Below are 16,157 nucleotides of genomic sequence, written 5' to 3' on the forward strand. Positions count from 1 at the left end.
GGGCGAGGGCGGGGGCGCGGGGTGGGGTCAGGGGGTCTCGGGCAGGGTCAGGTTGCGGCCCGTGTTCGGGTCGAAGAGGTGGATCTTTTCCAGGTTGGCCCAGACCCGACGGGAACCGCCCTCCGTTGCGCCGGACTCGGCGGACAGCCGGGTCACCAGGTTGCCGCCCGTGCCGGCGAAGTCGCCCGCACCCGCGTCCGCGGCCAACTCCTCCAGCTCGGCGGCGCTGGCCCGCTCACCCTCCACGGTGAAGTAGACGTACTTGTCCGAGCCCATCGACTCGACGATCTCCACCGGGGCCTCGAACTCCAGCCCTCGACGGCGGGTCTCCTCGTCGACCAGCTCGGCGTCCTCGAAGTGCTCGGGGCGGATACCGAGGATCAGCTCGCGGGGCGCGTCGGCGCCCTCCAACTCCCGGCGCAACCGGTCGCCGAGCGGCACGTCGCCCAGGGCGGTACGGAGGCTGCCCTCCTGCACGGCGGCGTGCAGGAAGTTCATCGACGGCGAACCGATGAAACCGGCCACGAAGAGGTTGCGGGGGTGGTCGTACAGCTCCTGCGGCGGGCCGACCTGCTGCACCGCGCCACCCCGCATGATCACCACCCGGTCGCCGAGGGTCATCGCCTCGGTCTGGTCGTGCGTGACGTAGACGGTGGTGGTGCCGAGCTGCTTCTGCAACCGGGACACCACCGTGCGCATCTGCACCCGCAGCTTCGCGTCGAGGTTGGACAGCGGCTCGTCCATGAGGAACGCCTTGGGCTGGCGGACGATCGCCCGACCCATCGCCACCCGCTGCCGCTGACCACCCGAGAGGTTCGCGGGTTTGCGGTCCAACAGCGCGGTCAGCTCCAGCACCTTGGCGGCCTCGTCGACCTTGGCGTTGATCGTCTCCTTGTCCAGCTTCGCCAGCCGCAGCGGGAACGCCATGTTCTCCCGTACGGTCATGTTCGGATACAGCGCGTACGACTGGAACACCATGGCGATGTCCCGGTCCCGGGGGGCCTTGTCGTTGACCCGCTGGCCGCCGATGCGCAGTTCGCCGGAGCTGATGTCCTCCAGGCCGGCGATCATGTTGAGGGTGGTGGACTTTCCGCAGCCCGAGGGGCCGACCAGGATCACGAACTCGCCGTCGGCGATCTCCAGGTCGACGTCCTGCACGGCGACGGTCCCGTCCGGGAAACTCTTGCTCACCTTGTCGAGCACGATGTCAGCCATGACTACCCACCTATCCCTTGACTGCGCCGGAGGTCAGGCCGGAGACGATGCGGCGCTGGAAGAAGAGGACGAACAGGATGATCGGTACGGTGATCACCACAGCGGCGGCGCAGATCGCCCCGGTGGGGTCCTCGAACTGTGACGCGCCGGTGAAGAACGACAGGGCCGCCGGCACCGTGCGGGACCGCTCGGTGGAGGTCAGCGAGATGGCGAACAGGAAGTCGTTCCAGCAGAAGATGAAGACCAGGATCGCCGTGGTGAACAGGCCGGGCGCGGCCAACGGGGCGATCACCCGCCGGAACGCCTGGGCCTGCGTGGCGCCGTCCATCTTCGCCGCCTTCTCCAGGTCCCACGGGATCTGCTTGAAGAACGCCGACAGCGTGTAGATCGCCAGCGGCAACGCGAAGGTGATGTACGGCAGGATCAGCCCGGGCCAGGTGTCGAAGATCCCGAGCTGCCGTTCGATCTCGAACAGCGGCGACACCAGGGACACCTGCGGGAACATCGCGATCAGCAGGGAGATGCCGACCAGCAGCCGCTTACCGGGGAAGTCCAGCCGGCTGATGGCGTACGCGGCCATCGCACCGAGGACCACCGCGATCAGCGTGGCGATGAGCGCGATGCCGATGGAGTTGATGAGTGCTCGGACGAACTGGTCGGTGTCGAAGATCGTCCGGTAGTTGTCCAGCGTCCACTCGCGGGGGATGAACTTCCCGTCGGTGAGGGTGGCCGGCGTCTTGAACGACAGCGAGGCGATCCACAGCACCGGGACCAGCGCGAAGACGACCACGAGGACGTCCAGCAGGCCCCACCGCAGCTTCGCCCGGGTGGTGGTTTCCGCAGCCATGTCAGCGCCTCTCCCCATCGTCGCTACCGGGGGCAGCGGTGCCGAACAGCTTCACGAAGACGAAGGCGATGATCGCCACCGTGATGAAGATCAGCACCGACATCGTCGAGCCGATGCCGAGGTTGAGACCCCGCAGCAGGTTGTTGTAGGCGAGCATCGACACCGACGAGGTCTCGTTGCCCCCGGCGGTCAACACGAAGATGTTGTCGAACACCCGGAACGCGTCAAGCGTGCGGAACAGCAGCGCGACCAGGATCGCCGGCTTCATCACCGGCAGCATCACCTTGGTGAACTTCTGCCAGGCCGTCGCGCCGTCGGTGGAGGCGGCCTTGAGCAGGTCGTCCGGCACCAGGGCCAGCCCGGCCATCAGCAGCAGCGCCATGAACGGCGTGGTCTTCCAGATCTCGGCCAGCATGATGATCGCCAGCGAGCTGGCCCGCTCGGTGAGCGGAGCGCCGTCGCTGAACAGGTCGGCCAGGTAGCCGGTGCCGGGCGTCCAGGCGTACCGCCAGGAGAAGGCGGCGACGACCGTGACGATCCCGTACGGGATCAGCGCGGAGGTCCGGACGATGCCCCGCCCGACCAGCGTACGGTGCATGACCAGCGCCAGCCCCATGCCGAGCACCAGCTCGACGGCCACGGTGACCACCGTGATCAACGCGGTCACCCCGAACGCCGTCCACCAGAACTCGTTGCTGAGCACGGTGACGTAGTTCTCCAGCCCGACGAACTCGCGCTGGTCGGGAAAGCGCAGGTCGTAGCGCTGCAACGACAGCCAGACCGAGTAGATGATCGGGTACGCGGTCACCAGGACCATGACCAGCGCGGCGGGCGCGCAGAGCAGCCAGCCGAGCCGGCGTTCGGCCTTCTTGTTCTCGCTCAGCGGCGCCTTTCGGCGTCCGCCGCCGCGCTGGGTGGGCACGGTCGGCCGGGCGGTCTCCTCGGCGACGGTGTCCGCGCCGGCCGGTGTGGCGTTGACGCTCATGGCAGCACCCCCTTCGACTCCAGGGCGTCGGCGATGGCACCGCGCAGCTCGTCGGCGGTCTGCTGCGGGCGGATGCTGGCGGGCGGGGACAGGATCGCCGACATGACGGTGGAGATGCTCTGGTAGGCCGGGGTCAGCGGGCGGGTCGCCGGGTCCTTCAGCTCTTCCAGGATGGTGTCCTTCATCGGGTACGCCTCGGTCATCTCCGGCTCGTCGAAGACGGCCTCGATGGTCGGTGGCACGCCGTCGTTGATCGCGGAGAACTTCTGGTGCTCCGCGCTGCGCAGGCACCGCGCGGCCTCGAACGACAGCTCCGGGTGCTTCGAGTACGAGCTGACGGCCAGGTTCACCCCGCCGATGGTGACCTTGCTGGGGGTGCCCTCGTCGACGCCCGGCACGCGGGCCCAGCCGACCTGCTTGGCCAGCTCCGGGTTGGCCTCCTGGAGGGCCGGATAGACGAACGGCCAGTTCACCTGGAACGCGCCCGACCCGGACTGGAACTCCAACCGGACCGGGTCCTCGGTGGCGTTGCTGAACGACGGTGAGGTCACGCCCGACGTGGCGAACCGCTGCAACTGTTCCAGCGCCCGGACCGTACCGTCGTCCATGACGGCCTTCTTGCCGTCGTCGGAGAGGACCTTCCCACCCGCGCTCTCGGCCAGGGTGTTGTAGAGAACGACCAGGCCCTCGTACTGCGCGCCCATGGTGAGCACCTGGTACGGCTTGCCCTGGTCCTTGAGCTGTCGGGCCGTGGTGATCATCTGATCCCAGGTGGTCGGCGGCTGCGGCACCAGGTCCTTGCGGTACCAGAGCAGCTGCACGTTGGTGTTCTTCGGCGCGGCGAAGAGCTTGTCCTCGTACCGTGCGGTCTCCAGCGGCCCGGCGAGGGTGCCCTGCTCGACCTCGGCCTTGTCCTGGCCGGTCCACTCGCGGATCCAGTCGGCGCTGGCGAACTCCTGGGTCCAGGTGACGTCCAGGCCGAGGATGTCCATGCCGGTGTCCTCGGCGGCGAGCCGCCGCACCATCTGCACCCGCTGGTCGTCGGCCTGCCGGGGCAACACCCGGTAGACGATCTTGTACTGCCCCTGGGCCTGGTTGTTGCAGTCGTCGACGACCTTCTGGAGGTTCTGCTCGGGCGGGTAGTACAGGTTGAGCGTCGGTGTGCCGCCGTCGTCGTCGGCGCCGCACGCGGCGAGCGGCGCGGCCAGCGCCAGCGCGGCAGCCGTCGCGCCAACCCGGAACGCCGGGTGACGCCGTTGTCGGGCCGTTGCGGGGTCCGTCATCGCCTCCCCCTCTCTTGCGCAACAGACCGGGGAGGGCATCCGTGCCCCGGCGCACGGTGAGCGGTCTCCGAGCCCAGGAGCTGCGAAAATGCCCCGCTCGGATACTCCGTGCGGCTACACTGCCCCACCCGCCACGCCCCGAAACCTGCCGGCAACACGGCATGCCCACCCCCACCCCCTCTCAGCCCGGTGAGGTGGGACAGGCGCTCAGCCTCGCGCCCGCGCCCAGGAGAGGAAGCGCTCGGTCATCCGGGCGGGCGGGTGGTCCGGGTGAAGCTGGGTGAGCTGATGGGTCGCCTCGTTCATCAGGGTGCCGAGGTAGATCAGCAACCCGGTTCGGTTGGTCCGGTACTCCGTCAGCAGGGCGAGCTTGGCCGGCTGGCAGGGCCACTCCCGGCCACAGTTGCGGCACCGCCACAGCGGACGCATGGCGACGTGCGGAACGGGCGGACGGATCACCACCACCGCCTCCGTGCGTCGTCGTGATGGTCTGTCGGGCTCGGCACATCGTCCTCCTCGGGATTCGAAAAGGGGGGCCGCTCCCGCAAGGGGGCGACGGGAGCGACCCCGGGGCAGAGCCCGCCACCGCCATTGCAGCCACCAGCGGACCCGCCACTGGTGACAGTCTGCGAAGTCCCGACTACGGTCGATACGTGCTCGCGGCATCCGTGCAGCTCAGCGATCCGGTCGAGCAGCCACGAAGGACACGCCGCCTCAGGTCGGGCAGAGATTGGGGAGTCGATGGGGACAGTGACCGACTACGTGCTGGAGGAACTGCGCCTGCTGCGGGCGGAGACCGGGCTCAGCCAGGACGACTTCGGCCGGGGCATCGGCTACTCGGGCTCGCACGTCAGCTCCGTCGAGACGGGCGGGCGACCGCCAACGAAGGAGTACATGCGGGCCGTCGACAACCACCACCGGACCGGAGAACGCTTCCAGCGGATGCTGGAGCGGTTGGGTCGGCTCGACGCCGAGCCGGCGTGGCTGCGCGAGTGGATCGAGTTCGAGCGGGAGGCGACCACGCTGCGCTGGTTCGAGTTGGCGTACGTGCCGGGCCTGTTGCAGACCGAGCGGTACGCCCGCGCCACGCTGGCCGGCGGCCGGTTCGACGCCGAGGACGTCGACCGGATCGTCGCGTCCCGGCTGGAACGGCAGGCGATCCTGCACCGACCGCACCCGCCGCAGCTCATCGCCGTCCTGGACGAGGCGGTGCTGCGCCGCCCGGTGCTCGACCAGCCGGGACTCATGGCCGAGCAGTGCGAGCACCTGGTGGAGCTGGCGGCCCAGGAGCACATCCAGGTGCACGTCGTCCCGGTGGACGCTGGCATGTACCTGGGGTTGGCCGGACAGTTCATCATCGCCGAGATGCCCGACGGCGAGCGGGTGGCACATGCCGACAACCAGCTCATCGCGCAGTTCGTCGACGCGTCGACCGACGTCGCTAAGCTGGCGAAGACGTGGGAGATCGTCCGCAACGAGGCGCTCCCCCGCCGGCCGTCAATCGAGCTGATCAAGGAAGTGGCGAAGTCATGGACACCCTGACCCCACGGTGGCGCAAGTCGACCCGGTCCGGCGGCAACGGCGGCTCCTGCGTCGAGGTCGCCGACAACCTGCCGCACGTCGTGCTGGTGCGCGACACCAAGGACCGCGACGGCGGCACCCTGCACGTCACCCCGACGGCGTGGAAGGCGTTCATCGAGTACGCCAAGCAGCGCTAACCACCCCCACCCCCACCCCCACCCCCACCCCGCCCGGCCGGCCGGACGGACGGACGGACGGACGGACGGACGGACGGACAGGTCGATCTCGCAGGCCCCGGTCGATCATGGAGTTATGGTGCCCGGCTTGGGTTGCGTGAGTAGTTTTGTCACCCACCACAACTCCTTGATCGACGAGGCTTCGTGCGGCACCGACTCCGTCGCGCGGGTCGTGGACCCACGGGCACACCGAGACCGGGCATGCTGGGGCGGTGATCGCACGTTTCAAGGAGCTCTGCCTCGATGCCGCCGATCCGCTCGCGCTGGGCGGCTTCTGGGCGCGGGTGCTCGACGCCGACGTGGCCGACGCCGGTGACGGCGACACCCGGGTCGATCCCCGCAACGCCCGCTCACCAGCCGAGTCGATCTGGGTGAACCGGGTTCCCGAGCCCCGGGTCGGGCTCAGCCGCGTACACCTGGATCTGCGCCTTTGCGACGCGGACCCGGCGGCGCTGCTGGCGGCCGGCGCGCAGTCGGTGCGCGAGCCGGGCGGCGACGTCCGGCGGTGGGTGCTGGCCGACCCGGAGGGCAACCAGTTCTGCGTGCTCCCGGCCGTTGACGAGGCCCGACCGGGCCCGGTCGAGTTGGTGGTGGCCGCCCTCGACCCGGCGGCGCAGGCGGCCTGGTGGGCCGGCCTGCTGGGCGGCACGACCGGGTCCGGTCCGAACACCTCGTCGCTGCACGGCGCCGCCGGTTTCCCCTGGCAGGCGTGGGTGTTCGACGGGGTCGACGAGCCCAAGACCGTCAAGAACCGGATGCACTGGGACGTCGAGATGACGGCCCCGGAGCCGACCGCGCTGCTGGCAGCGGGGGCGACGCTGCTGCGCGAGCCGGTCGACAGGGCGCGCTGGTGGGTGCTGGCCGACCCGGAGGGCAACGAGTTCTGCGCCTTCGCGCCGCCGACCACCGGGTGAACGACCGACTACCGAGGGCGGGCGCGGTGCACTAGCGTCTTTCCCAGCGCCGCAGCCAGCGCGTTCGCCGTCGCCGTCGAAACGCCTCCGGCCGACCCAGCCTGCCCGATCGGTTGGTTATCGCGGGAACGCCCTTCCGCCACTGCACCGGTTCGGCAGGATCGTCCCCAACGAGGGAGGTGCCGCCGTGCAGGACACCCGCGCTCTCGCCCTGACGTTCGAGGTGAGCGGCCTGCCACCGGTCAAGACCGAAGCGTTGTCCATCTTCGCCGCCGGGCACCGGCAGGCGACGAGGGTCCGCACCCTGCTCCAGGCCGCCCTGGGCGCGGCCCAGCGCACCGGCTGGACGCCGTTGCCCGGGCCGATCGAGGTGGACGTGGTGCTGCGGTGCCCGCCCGGGCACCGTACGTCCGACGCCAGCACCCTGCTCGGCGGCGTCTGCGCGGTGCTCCAGGACAAGAAGCGGGTGTCCACCATCGGCCTGGCACATCTCGGCGTCCTGGTGGACGTCGCCCTCTACGACGACGACCGGCAGATCCGCCGGTTGTCGTACCACGAGGAGCCGGCGGAGGAATTCTCCTACCAGGTGCGGGTCGCCGCCGTGCCGACCGGCGTTTGACCGACGGCCGCGGTGGGGTATCGCGGACGCCGACGAAGGGAGCACCGATGTCGGAGCCACATGTCACGCTCGACCCACGCGGGCTCGATCCCGTGCAGCAGAAGCTGCGCGGCCCGTTGGAGGACCAGCTGACCTCGGCTCTCCAGGCAGCCACCGACCGGATTCGCGCCAACTACGCGGGCGAGCCGGTCGAGCAGGTCTGCCAGCGGCTGTTGGACGAGACCCGCTCCGGGTTGCACCCCGACATCGCGGCCGGCTTCAACCCGGACATGGACGAGTTCTGCCGGGTGGCGATCTCGATCGTCCGCGGCAGCGCGGGAGAGTCGGACGGCCACCACGCGGGCGACGGTCGGCACCGCGCCTGACGATCTGGCCGGGTCAGGACCGGGTCCGCAACTACCCGGTCCTGACCCCCGGCCGTCCGGCGGGGGAGCGGACAGCTCCGGCATGTCACCGCGCGCGCGGGCGCGGCACGACGCCTCGCGGCTCGGTGGGGAGGCCCGGCCGCCCTGCACTCAGCTCCACGGTGCCCACCTGTCGGACGCCGGTGCGTCCGCGGCACACCCCGAAAGGCCGCGAACGCCGGCTCAGGCTAGGCGGATCGCGCCGAGCCGGACAAGCGCTGTCGGGCCAGCGGCGACGTGACTGATCTCAAGGGCAAAAAGCGGCACCGGCGCGTAACGCGACCATGATCGCCGACGCTGTTCGGATTCGACGGTCAGAAGTGGTCCAGCAGGTCCCGGAAGGCGGCCAGCCGCAGTACTCCGGCGTCGGTCGGGTCCAGCTCGTCGTCCTCCAACACCCAGGTGTTCTCGTTCGGGATGAACACCGCGTTCAGTCCGGCCGCCCGCGCCGGCAGGATGTCGGACTTCGGGGAGTTGCCGATCATCCACGCCCGGGCCGGCTCGAACCCGTGCTCACCGACCAGCCACCGGTACGTGTCGACGTCCTTCTCGGCGACGATGTGCGCGGCTCCGAAGTGGTGCAGCAGGCCGCACGCGTCCAGCTTGCGCTGCTGCTCCTCCCGGTCGCCCTTGGTCAGCAGCAGCAGCTTGTGCCGCTGCGCCAACTCGTCGAGGGCCTCGGCCACACCGGGCATCAGCTCCACCCGGTGCTCCACCAGCGCCAGGGCGAGCCGGTCGATCTCCCGGCGCTCGGCCTCGGTGGCCGGCCGGTCGCGCAGCCGCGCCAGGCAGTCGCCCAGGCTGCGCAGGAACACCTTGCTGCCGTACCCGTGCGCCACCGCGTTGGCCCGCTCGATGTCGTCGAGGATCGCCCGGATCTCCGTCCGGTCCATCGTGGGGTGGTCGATCCAGGCCAGGAAGTCGTCGATCACCCGCTCGAAGACGACGTTGTTCTCCCACAACGTGTCGTCCGCGTCGAAGATCAGCACCTGTGCCCGTCGGCGGGCTTCCTGGTCGACGGTCATACCGACCCCTCCTCACGATCATGATCGGGCGGACGCGACTCTAGGGCATCGCCTGCCCCGCACCCACCGGGTTCTCGCTCGTCGGGCAGGGCCACCACAGCAGCCTCTCCGTGATCATCGCTTCCCGCTCCTCCTGCGCCTCCGGGCGCAGACGACCACCGCGGGTGAGCATGACGACGCCGTGCAGCAGGCTCCAACCCACCTCCGCGAGCGTGTCCGGGTCACGGCCCTGTGCCAGCGGGAGCAGCGCCGCCCGTAGCGCGGCGAAAACGGCTCGCGGCGCCGCCGGCACCCCGGCCGCGCCGAGCGCGAGGTCCGGGGTCAGCGCGAGCATCGCGTCGTAGACAGCCGGATTGGCGTACGCGAAGTCGAGGTACGCGGAAGCCATCACCGCCCAGGCCCGTTCGGGGCACGGGTTGTCGGCGTGCGCGGCGGTCAGCGCGGCGGCCAGATCGGCGAAGCCGTGCACCGCGACCGCGGCCAGCACCGCCTCCTGGTCGGCGAAGTGCCGGTACAGGTCGCCGAGGTCCATGTCGGCCCGTTCGGCGACCCGACGGACGCTCAGGCCGACCCAGCCCTCGGCTTCGGCCAGCTCGCGGGCGGCGGCGACGATGTGCAGGCGTCGCTCGTGCTCGATGACCTCGGCAGGTACGGACACCGACCGAGCGTAACGACCCGCACTGTCCGCATCCGCCTGCTGACGGAATGGTGACTAATCGACCAGGGCGCTGCCGTTCCCGCTTGTCGGTCGTTAGCGCCGATGGGGTCACCGCGACGGGAGGGCACGTGGTCGTTCGACGGCGTCCGCCCACCGAGGCGGTCGGCGGGTGAGGGAGATCCCCGGTGGCGGGCTGGTGCGCGAGGCGGGCACCCGTGAACGGGCCACCTTCCTGGAGCTGTTCCTCGATCTCGTCTTCGTCTTCGCCCTCACCCGGATCTCGCTGCGGCTGATCCACGACTTCACCGAGGGCGAGCGGGGCGTGTTCGCCGGCCTCGGTCAGGCGCTGGTGCTGTTCCTGGCACTCTGGGCGGTCTGGACGTTGACGGTCTGGTCGACCAGTTGGCTCGACCCGGAGGCGATGATCGTGCAGGCGGTCATCGTCATCACGATGGCGGGCGCGATGACCATGGCGGTCGCCGTGCCCGACGGATTCGGCGCGCGGGCCTCCCTCTTCGCCATCACGCTGGTGACCCTCCAGATCGGACGGGTGGTGTACTTCCACATCGCCGCTCACGGCCGGCCGGACCCGCAGCAGACCATCCGCATCATGTTCTGGCTCGGCCTGAGCGCGCCGTTCTGGCTCGTCGGTGGACTGGTGAACGACGGCGACGTCCGCGGTTGGCTCTGGGCGGTCGCCGTCGGGCTGGACTACACCGGGTCGTACCTCGGGTGGCCGACCCCCCGACTCGGCGCGCAGCGGCTCGGCGTGCGGGGGATCGCGGCCGAGCACCTGGCCGAGCGGTACCAGCAGTTCCTGCTCATCGCGCTCGGCGAGGCCATCTTCGTGATCGGGTTGGCCTTCAGCGGCGGCAGCTTCCACACCGCGCAGACGGCCGCCTTCGTGCTCGCGCTGGCGACGACGGTCCTGCTGTGGCGGATCTATTTCCACCTGGCCGGCGGCACGCTGGACACCGCCATCGGCACCTCCGGTGACGCCGCCCGGCTCGCCACCCAGATGGCGTTCGCGCACCTGGCGATGATCGCGGGAATCGTGCTGACCGGCGTGGGGATGGAGCTCTACATCACCGAGCCGTTCGGCCACCTCCCGGCGGCCTGGCTGATCGCCATCCTCGGCGGCCCGGCACTCTTCCTCGCCGGTCGCGCGGCCCTGGAGTACCAGGTGTTCGACCGGGTCTCCCGGTCCCGGCCGGTCGGCCTGCTGGCCCTCGCCCTGCTGATACCGGTGACCCTCCCCCTGCCGCCGCTCCCCGCCGGTGGGGCCGCCGCGCTGGTGCTGCTCGGCGTCGCCGCCGTGGACACCCGACGATCCCGTCACCGGCCCCGCGAGGCCTCGATGCCGCCGTTCTGACCGGCGTCGTCCTTCACCGGCCGCAAGAAGCTGGCCCCGCACCGCGGCGGCGGGTGGACCGGGGACGCCAGCGACGGCTTCGTCAGGACCCTGCGCTACCGGGCGGCGCGGTTCGTCGCGGTGTACCTCGCCCTGGCCGCCTTCGTGGCTTGGGGCCGACTCGGCCCCGAGCCCTTCACCGGCTGACCTCCACGGGATCTCCGCAACGCCTCGCTAGCCTGGCCCGATGACATCGCCTCGACGCCTTCTCCTGGCCGGGCTCGGCGTCGTGGGCCTGCTGGCTTGCGGTTGGGGCCTGTGGTTCCTGTCGCTGTGGGCGTTCGGCGACGAGGGATCGTTGCCGCCGAAGTGGCGGATCCCGGACGTGCCCGCCGGGGCGACCGTCGTCGACGAGAGTCAGACGTGTGGCTCCGGCGGGTGCTCCTGGCAGGTCACCGTGGCACCTGCGGCCGGCCAGTCACCACAGCAGTTGGCCGAGACGATGGGCCTCGCCGAGCAGCAGGACCTGCCGCCGAGGCTGCTCGACCCCGGGTCCGTCTACGTGGTGGCGGAACCCCGCGACGGCCAGTTGGTGATCCACGTCGGCTACGAGTAGCCCGACGGGTCGTGCGTCACATCGTTTGACTTGAAGCGCTTGAAGTTGGGGACGCTTCACCCATGGCAGCGACGAAGGCGGCCCCCGAAGCGCCGCTCAGCATCCAGGAGATGGCCCAGCGGTCGGGCTTCAGCGAGCCGACGCTCCGCTACTACGAGAAGGTGGGTCTGCTCGGCGCGGTGCCCCGCGACGACAGCAGCGGTCACCGCCGCTACGACAGTGCGCTCGCCGAACGCGTCGACGCGCTGGCCTGCCTACGGTCGTCCGGGATGAGCGTCGCCGAGATGCGCCGCTACCTGGCGCTGCTCGCCGAGGGCGACCGGACGGCCGCCGCCGAACAGCGCGACCTCTTCGCCCGGCACGCCGACCGGCTGACCGCCGAGATCGATCGCCTACGGGTGCGCCAGGCGTACATGCGCGGCAAGGCAGACATGTGGGACGCCCGTTACCGGAACGACCGGGCCGCCGAGGCGGCGGCGGTCAAGCAGGTCGAACGGGCCCTTGAGGAATTCTGAGCAACGATGGGACAAAAGATGTCACACCACATTCGGCTTTCGGCTTCCGACGACGCCCTGGTGCTGGTCACCGGCGCGACGGGACACCTCGGCGGCTACTCCGTCGTGCGGCTGCTCGACGAGGGCTACCGGGTACGGATCACCATCCGTGAGCCGGCCCAGCGCGACGAGGTGCTCGACCGGATCCGACAGGGCGGCACGGACCCGGACGGGCGCGTCGAGTTCCGCACCGCCGCCCTCTCCGCGGACGACGGCTGGGCCGAGGCCGTCGACGGGGCGCGGTACGTGCTGCACCACGCCTCGCCGTTCCCGTTCACCCCGCCCAAGGACGACGACGAGGTGATCCGCCCCGCCCGCGACGGCGCGCTGCGGGTCCTGCGGGCCGCCCGCCGGGCCGGCGTCAGCCGGGTGGTACTGACCTCGTCGTACGCGGCGGTGGGCTACACCGTGAAGCCGGACGGCCGGTACACCGAGGCGGACTGGACGAACGTGGACGACGACCTCCCCGCGTACCACCGGTCGAAGACGCTCGCCGAGCGTGCCGCCTGGGACGACGTACGCGCCAACGGCGGCATCGAACTGAGCGTGATCAACCCGACCGGCATCTTCGGGCCGCTGCTCGGGACGCGACTGTCCGCGTCGACCGGGCTGGTGCGGGCGTTCCTCACCGGTGCGATGCCGGTCGTACCCCGGATGTACTTCGGGGTGGTCGACGTCCGGGACGTGGTCGACCTGCACCTGCGCGCGATGCTGCACCCGGATGCGGCCGGCGAGCGGTTCATCGGCGTCGGCGGCCCGTCGATCAGCTTCTTCGAGCTGGCGACGATGCTGGCGCGGCACCTGCCCAGCCTCGCCGACCAGGTGCCGGCCCGGGAACTGAGCGACGAGGAGGTCCGGGAGGCCGCGAAGACCGAGCCGGCCCTGCGCGACGCCGCCGCCCTGGGCGGACAGGTCCCGGTGATCAGCAACGAGAAGGCGCGCAACGTCCTGGGCTGGCGCCCGCGCGACGTGCGGACGACCATCACCGACACCGCCGACAGCCTGATCAAGCACGGCCTGGTCTCGGCCTGACCACGGCTGCGGCCAACCCGCCGGCAAGATCCGCGCAACTTCGGCGATGCTGCTGCTTCCGGGGGCGGTGAGCCAGCAACATCCCCGAAACTGTGCGGATCTTGCGGGAGGGGCGCGGACGGGAGGGGCGCGGACGGGAGGGGCGTGGACGGGGCGGGTCAGCGGCGCAGGGTGAGGATCAGGTCGGCGACCAGGGCCGTCCAGCCGGTCTGGTGCCAGGCGCCCAGGCCGGCGCCATTGTCGCCGTGGAAGTACTCGGGGAAGGCGACCAGGTCCCGCCAGTCGGGGTGCGTCTGGAACAGACGCGCCGCGCCGTAGATCGGCCGGCGGCCCCAGTCGTCCTGGGTGAAGAGCGAGATCAGTCTCCTCGACAGGTCGTCGGCGATCTCGTCGAGCGAGAGCTTCACCCCCGAGCGCGTCGGATACTCCACCTGGAGGTAGTCCCCGAAGAACGCGGCGTAGTCGCGCAACGCGCTGATCAGCAGGAAGTTCGTCGGCATCCAGATCGGCCCGCGCCAGTTCGAGTTGCCGCCGAACAGGCCGCTCGTCGACTCGGCCGGCTCGTAGCCCACGGAGAACTCCTGCCCGCCGAGGTTGACCGAGAACGGCTTGTCCAGGTGCGCGCGGGACAGCGTACGGAGGCCGAAGTCGGAGAGGAACTCGTCGGGATCGAGCATCCGGGCGAGCAGCCGGACCACCTGCTCCTGGCCGACCATGGACAGCAGCCGCTGCTGGCGGCCGTCCGGGCCGATCCGTCGGGTGCCGATGACCTCGGCGTACTCGGGGCGGTTGGTGAGGAACCAGCGCAGCCGCGCGCCCAACTCCGGCAGGTGGTGCAGGGTCTTCGCGGTGAGGCGGGTGGTGGCGGCCAGTGGCAGCAGCCCGACCACCGAACGGACCTTCAGCGGCACCTTCGTGCCGTCGGCGAGCCGCAGCACGTCGTAGAAGAACGCGTCCTCGTCGTCCCACAGCCCCTGCTCGTACGCGGCGGCGGCGATGTAGAGGAAGTGCTCGAAGAACTTGGTGGCCGTGTCCACCCAGGTCCGGTCGTGCTCGGCCAGCACGATGGCCATGTCGAGCAGGTTGAGCGCGTACATGGCCATCCAGCCGGTGCCGTCGGACTGCTCCAGCACGCCGGCCACCGGCAGCGCCGCCGAGCGGTCGAACGGCCCGACATTGTCCAGCCCGAGGAAGCCGCCCTCGAAGACGTTGTTGCCGCCGGTGTCCTTGCGGTTGACCCACCAGGTGAAGTTGAGCAGCAGCTTGTGCATCACCCGGCCCAGAAACTCGAAGTCCTTGCCGCCGTCGATCTCGAACACCTTGAGCGCCGCCCAGGCGTGCACCGGCGGGTTCACGTCGCCGAACGCCCACTCGTACGCCGGGATCTGCCCGTTGGGGTGCAGGTACCACTCGCGCAGCAGGAGCAGGATCTGCTCCTTGGCGAAGCCCGGGTCGACCCGGGCGATGCTCACGCAGTGGAAGGCCAGGTCCCAGGCCGCGTACCAGGGGTACTCCCAGGGGTCGGGCATGGAGATCACGTCGAAGCTGGTCATGTGCCACCAGGCGCTGTTACGCCCGTGCCGACGTCCGGCCGGCGGTGTCGAGCCGGGGTCGCCGTCCAGCCAGCGTTTGACGTCGAAGTGGTAGAACTGCTTGCCCCACATCAGCCCGGCGATGGCCTGTCGGGCCACCAACGCCTCGTCGGCGGTGGCGGCTTGCGGGATCACGTCGGCGAAGAAGCGGTTGGCCTCGGCCCGCCGGGCCCACACCACCGCCTCGAAGCCGTCGCGCAGGTCCGCGGGCGGCGGCGGGCCGGCGGCCGGGGGCGACGCGGTACGCGTCAACCGCAGCCGGATCTGGCGTTGCCCACCGGCCGGCACGTCGAGCACGTAGTGCAGCGCGCCCTTGGTGCCCTCGCGGGCCGGGTTGACCGTGGGCGCGCCGTTGACGACGTGGTCGTTGATGCCGTCCTTCGGGTACGGCGAGCGGCCCGGCAGGCCCCACAGCCGCTCGGCGTTGGTGTCGTTGTCGCAGAGCAGCGGCACCGGGCCGCCGTCCCCCTCGAGCAGCAGTTGGCCGAGCACCCGGTGCTCGCCGACCAGTCGGGTGCCCTCACCGGTCAGCCGGGGAATCCGGTCGCCGCCGGGCAACCCCCAGGCCCAGGTGTTGCGGAACCAGAGGGTGGGCAGCACGTGCAGGGTTGCCGCCGCATCGCCCCGGTTGGCCACGGTGATCACCATGCAGAGGTCGGTCGGGGACGCCTTGGCGTAGTCGACGGTCACCGCCCAGTACCGGTCGTCGTCGAAGATGCCGGTGTCCACCAACTCGTACTCGGTGTCGTCCCGGCCGCGCAGCGCGTTCACCGCGACGAGTTCGTCGTACGGGAAGGCGGCCTGCGGGTAGTGGTAGCGCCAGCGCATCCAGGAGTGCGTCGGGGTGCTGTCGAGGTACCACCAGTACTCCTTGGCGTCCTCCCCGTGGTTGCCGCCGTCGCCGCCCAGGCCGAACATCCGCTCCTTGAGGATCGGGTCCTTGCCGTTCCACAGCGCCAGGGCGAAGGCGAACGTCTGTCGGTCGTCGCAGACGCCGGCCATGCCGTCCTCGTTCCACCGGTAGGCTCTGGACCGCGCATGGTCGTGTGGGAAGTAGTCCCACGCCGTACCGTGCTCGCTGTAGTCCTCCCGCACCGTCCCCCACGCCCGTTCGGACAGATAGGGACCCCATGCACGCCAGTCCTGCTCCCCCGAGTCGGCCTGGGCGAGCCGAAGCCGCTCAGCGTCGGGTGGCGAGGCGTCGGAGGACGATCCGTCAGTGATCACGTGCACATCTTCGACGCCGCCGCGGTACTTCACCACAGCGGCCATTCTCGCCGTGGCGTGTTACACCTCGACGGCGGT

At 70.5% G+C, this 16,157-nt stretch carries 17 protein-coding genes; 9 read left to right on the forward strand and 8 right to left on the reverse strand.

What is annotated here, in order from left to right; genetic code table 11:
- Positions 1-27: 27 nt before the first annotated feature.
- From ACN269_RS09270 to ACN269_RS09290, 5 genes are all read right to left on the reverse strand, one after another.
- Positions 28-1,215 (reverse strand): ABC transporter ATP-binding protein, encoded by a 1,188-nt coding sequence (locus ACN269_RS09270; RefSeq protein ID WP_421472056.1) that lies wholly within the window; start codon positions 1,213-1,215, stop codon positions 28-30.
- Positions 1,216-1,225: 10 nt separating this feature from the next.
- Positions 1,226-2,062 (reverse strand): carbohydrate ABC transporter permease, encoded by an 837-nt coding sequence (locus ACN269_RS09275; RefSeq protein WP_421472057.1) that lies wholly within the window; start codon positions 2,060-2,062, stop codon positions 1,226-1,228.
- Between the two features lies 1 nt (position 2,063).
- The gene (locus tag ACN269_RS09280) at positions 2,064-3,047 is read right to left on the reverse strand and encodes a carbohydrate ABC transporter permease (protein WP_421472058.1); all 984 of its coding nucleotides are present in this window, start codon (positions 3,045-3,047) and stop codon (positions 2,064-2,066) included.
- Positions 3,044-4,330: an ABC transporter substrate-binding protein gene (locus ACN269_RS09285; RefSeq protein ID WP_421472059.1), complete on the reverse strand. Its 1,287-nt coding sequence runs from the start codon at positions 4,328-4,330 to the stop codon at positions 3,044-3,046. The genes ACN269_RS09280 and ACN269_RS09285 overlap by 4 nt, the downstream gene beginning before the upstream one ends.
- A 207-nt stretch (positions 4,331-4,537) precedes the next feature.
- Positions 4,538-4,792 carry a flavin reductase gene (locus ACN269_RS09290; protein WP_421472060.1) on the reverse strand — a complete coding sequence of 85 codons (255 nt, stop codon included), beginning with the start codon at positions 4,790-4,792 and terminating at the stop codon, positions 4,538-4,540.
- Between the two features lie 279 nt (positions 4,793-5,071).
- Here ACN269_RS09290 and ACN269_RS09295 point away from each other — a divergent pair, with 279 nt between their 5' ends.
- The 5 genes from ACN269_RS09295 to ACN269_RS09315 all read left to right on the forward strand — a co-directional run bounded on the left by ACN269_RS09295 (position 5,072) and on the right by ACN269_RS09315 (position 7,985).
- A complete protein-coding gene (locus ACN269_RS09295) occupies positions 5,072-5,872 on the forward strand; it encodes a helix-turn-helix domain-containing protein (RefSeq protein WP_421472061.1) in 801 nt (266 codons plus the stop codon).
- Positions 5,860-6,048, forward strand: coding sequence for a DUF397 domain-containing protein (locus ACN269_RS09300; protein WP_421472062.1), 189 nt, complete (start codon positions 5,860-5,862; stop codon positions 6,046-6,048). The genes ACN269_RS09295 and ACN269_RS09300 overlap by 13 nt, the downstream gene beginning before the upstream one ends.
- Positions 6,049-6,299: 251 nt before the next feature.
- Positions 6,300-7,001 (forward strand): VOC family protein, encoded by a 702-nt coding sequence (locus ACN269_RS09305; protein WP_421472063.1) that lies wholly within the window; start codon positions 6,300-6,302, stop codon positions 6,999-7,001.
- 187 nt (positions 7,002-7,188) lie between these two features.
- Positions 7,189-7,620: a hypothetical protein gene (locus ACN269_RS09310; protein WP_421472064.1), complete on the forward strand. Its 432-nt coding sequence runs from the start codon at positions 7,189-7,191 to the stop codon at positions 7,618-7,620.
- Positions 7,621-7,667: 47 nt separating this feature from the next.
- A complete protein-coding gene (locus ACN269_RS09315) occupies positions 7,668-7,985 on the forward strand; it encodes a hypothetical protein (RefSeq protein ID WP_421472065.1) in 318 nt (105 codons plus the stop codon).
- A 353-nt stretch (positions 7,986-8,338) separates the two neighbouring features.
- Here the strand turns inward: ACN269_RS09315 and ACN269_RS09320 are convergent, their stop codons facing one another.
- On the reverse strand, positions 8,339-9,049 hold the full coding sequence (locus ACN269_RS09320) for an HAD family hydrolase (RefSeq protein ID WP_421472066.1): 711 nt from the start codon (positions 9,047-9,049) through the stop codon (positions 8,339-8,341).
- Positions 9,050-9,089: 40 nt separating this feature from the next.
- Positions 9,090-9,707 carry a TetR/AcrR family transcriptional regulator gene (locus ACN269_RS09325; protein ID WP_421472067.1) on the reverse strand — a complete coding sequence of 206 codons (618 nt, stop codon included), beginning with the start codon at positions 9,705-9,707 and terminating at the stop codon, positions 9,090-9,092.
- A 169-nt stretch (positions 9,708-9,876) separates the two neighbouring features.
- Here ACN269_RS09325 and ACN269_RS09330 point away from each other — a divergent pair, with 169 nt between their 5' ends.
- From ACN269_RS09330 to ACN269_RS09345, 4 genes are all read left to right on the forward strand, one after another.
- The gene (locus tag ACN269_RS09330; RefSeq protein WP_421472068.1) at positions 9,877-11,079 is read left to right on the forward strand and encodes a low temperature requirement protein A; all 1,203 of its coding nucleotides are present in this window, start codon (positions 9,877-9,879) and stop codon (positions 11,077-11,079) included.
- A gap of 226 nt (positions 11,080-11,305) precedes the next feature.
- Positions 11,306-11,674 carry a hypothetical protein gene (locus ACN269_RS09335; RefSeq protein WP_421472069.1) on the forward strand — a complete coding sequence of 123 codons (369 nt, stop codon included), beginning with the start codon at positions 11,306-11,308 and terminating at the stop codon, positions 11,672-11,674.
- A 62-nt stretch (positions 11,675-11,736) separates the two neighbouring features.
- Positions 11,737-12,189, forward strand: coding sequence for a MerR family transcriptional regulator (locus ACN269_RS09340; RefSeq protein WP_421472070.1), 453 nt, complete (start codon positions 11,737-11,739; stop codon positions 12,187-12,189).
- A gap of 18 nt (positions 12,190-12,207) precedes the next feature.
- Positions 12,208-13,260, forward strand: a complete 1,053-nt coding sequence (locus tag ACN269_RS09345; protein ID WP_421472071.1) for an NAD-dependent epimerase/dehydratase family protein — start codon at positions 12,208-12,210, stop codon at positions 13,258-13,260.
- A gap of 158 nt (positions 13,261-13,418) precedes the next feature.
- On the opposite strand, the gene ACN269_RS09350 is transcribed toward ACN269_RS09345, so the two are convergent.
- Positions 13,419-16,124 (reverse strand): MGH1-like glycoside hydrolase domain-containing protein, encoded by a 2,706-nt coding sequence (locus ACN269_RS09350; protein WP_421472072.1) that lies wholly within the window; start codon positions 16,122-16,124, stop codon positions 13,419-13,421.
- Positions 16,125-16,157 lie beyond the last annotated feature (33 nt).

It is taken from the genome of Micromonospora sp. WMMD736 (assembly GCF_049179015.1).
Lineage (GTDB): Bacteria > Actinomycetota > Actinomycetes > Mycobacteriales > Micromonosporaceae > Micromonospora.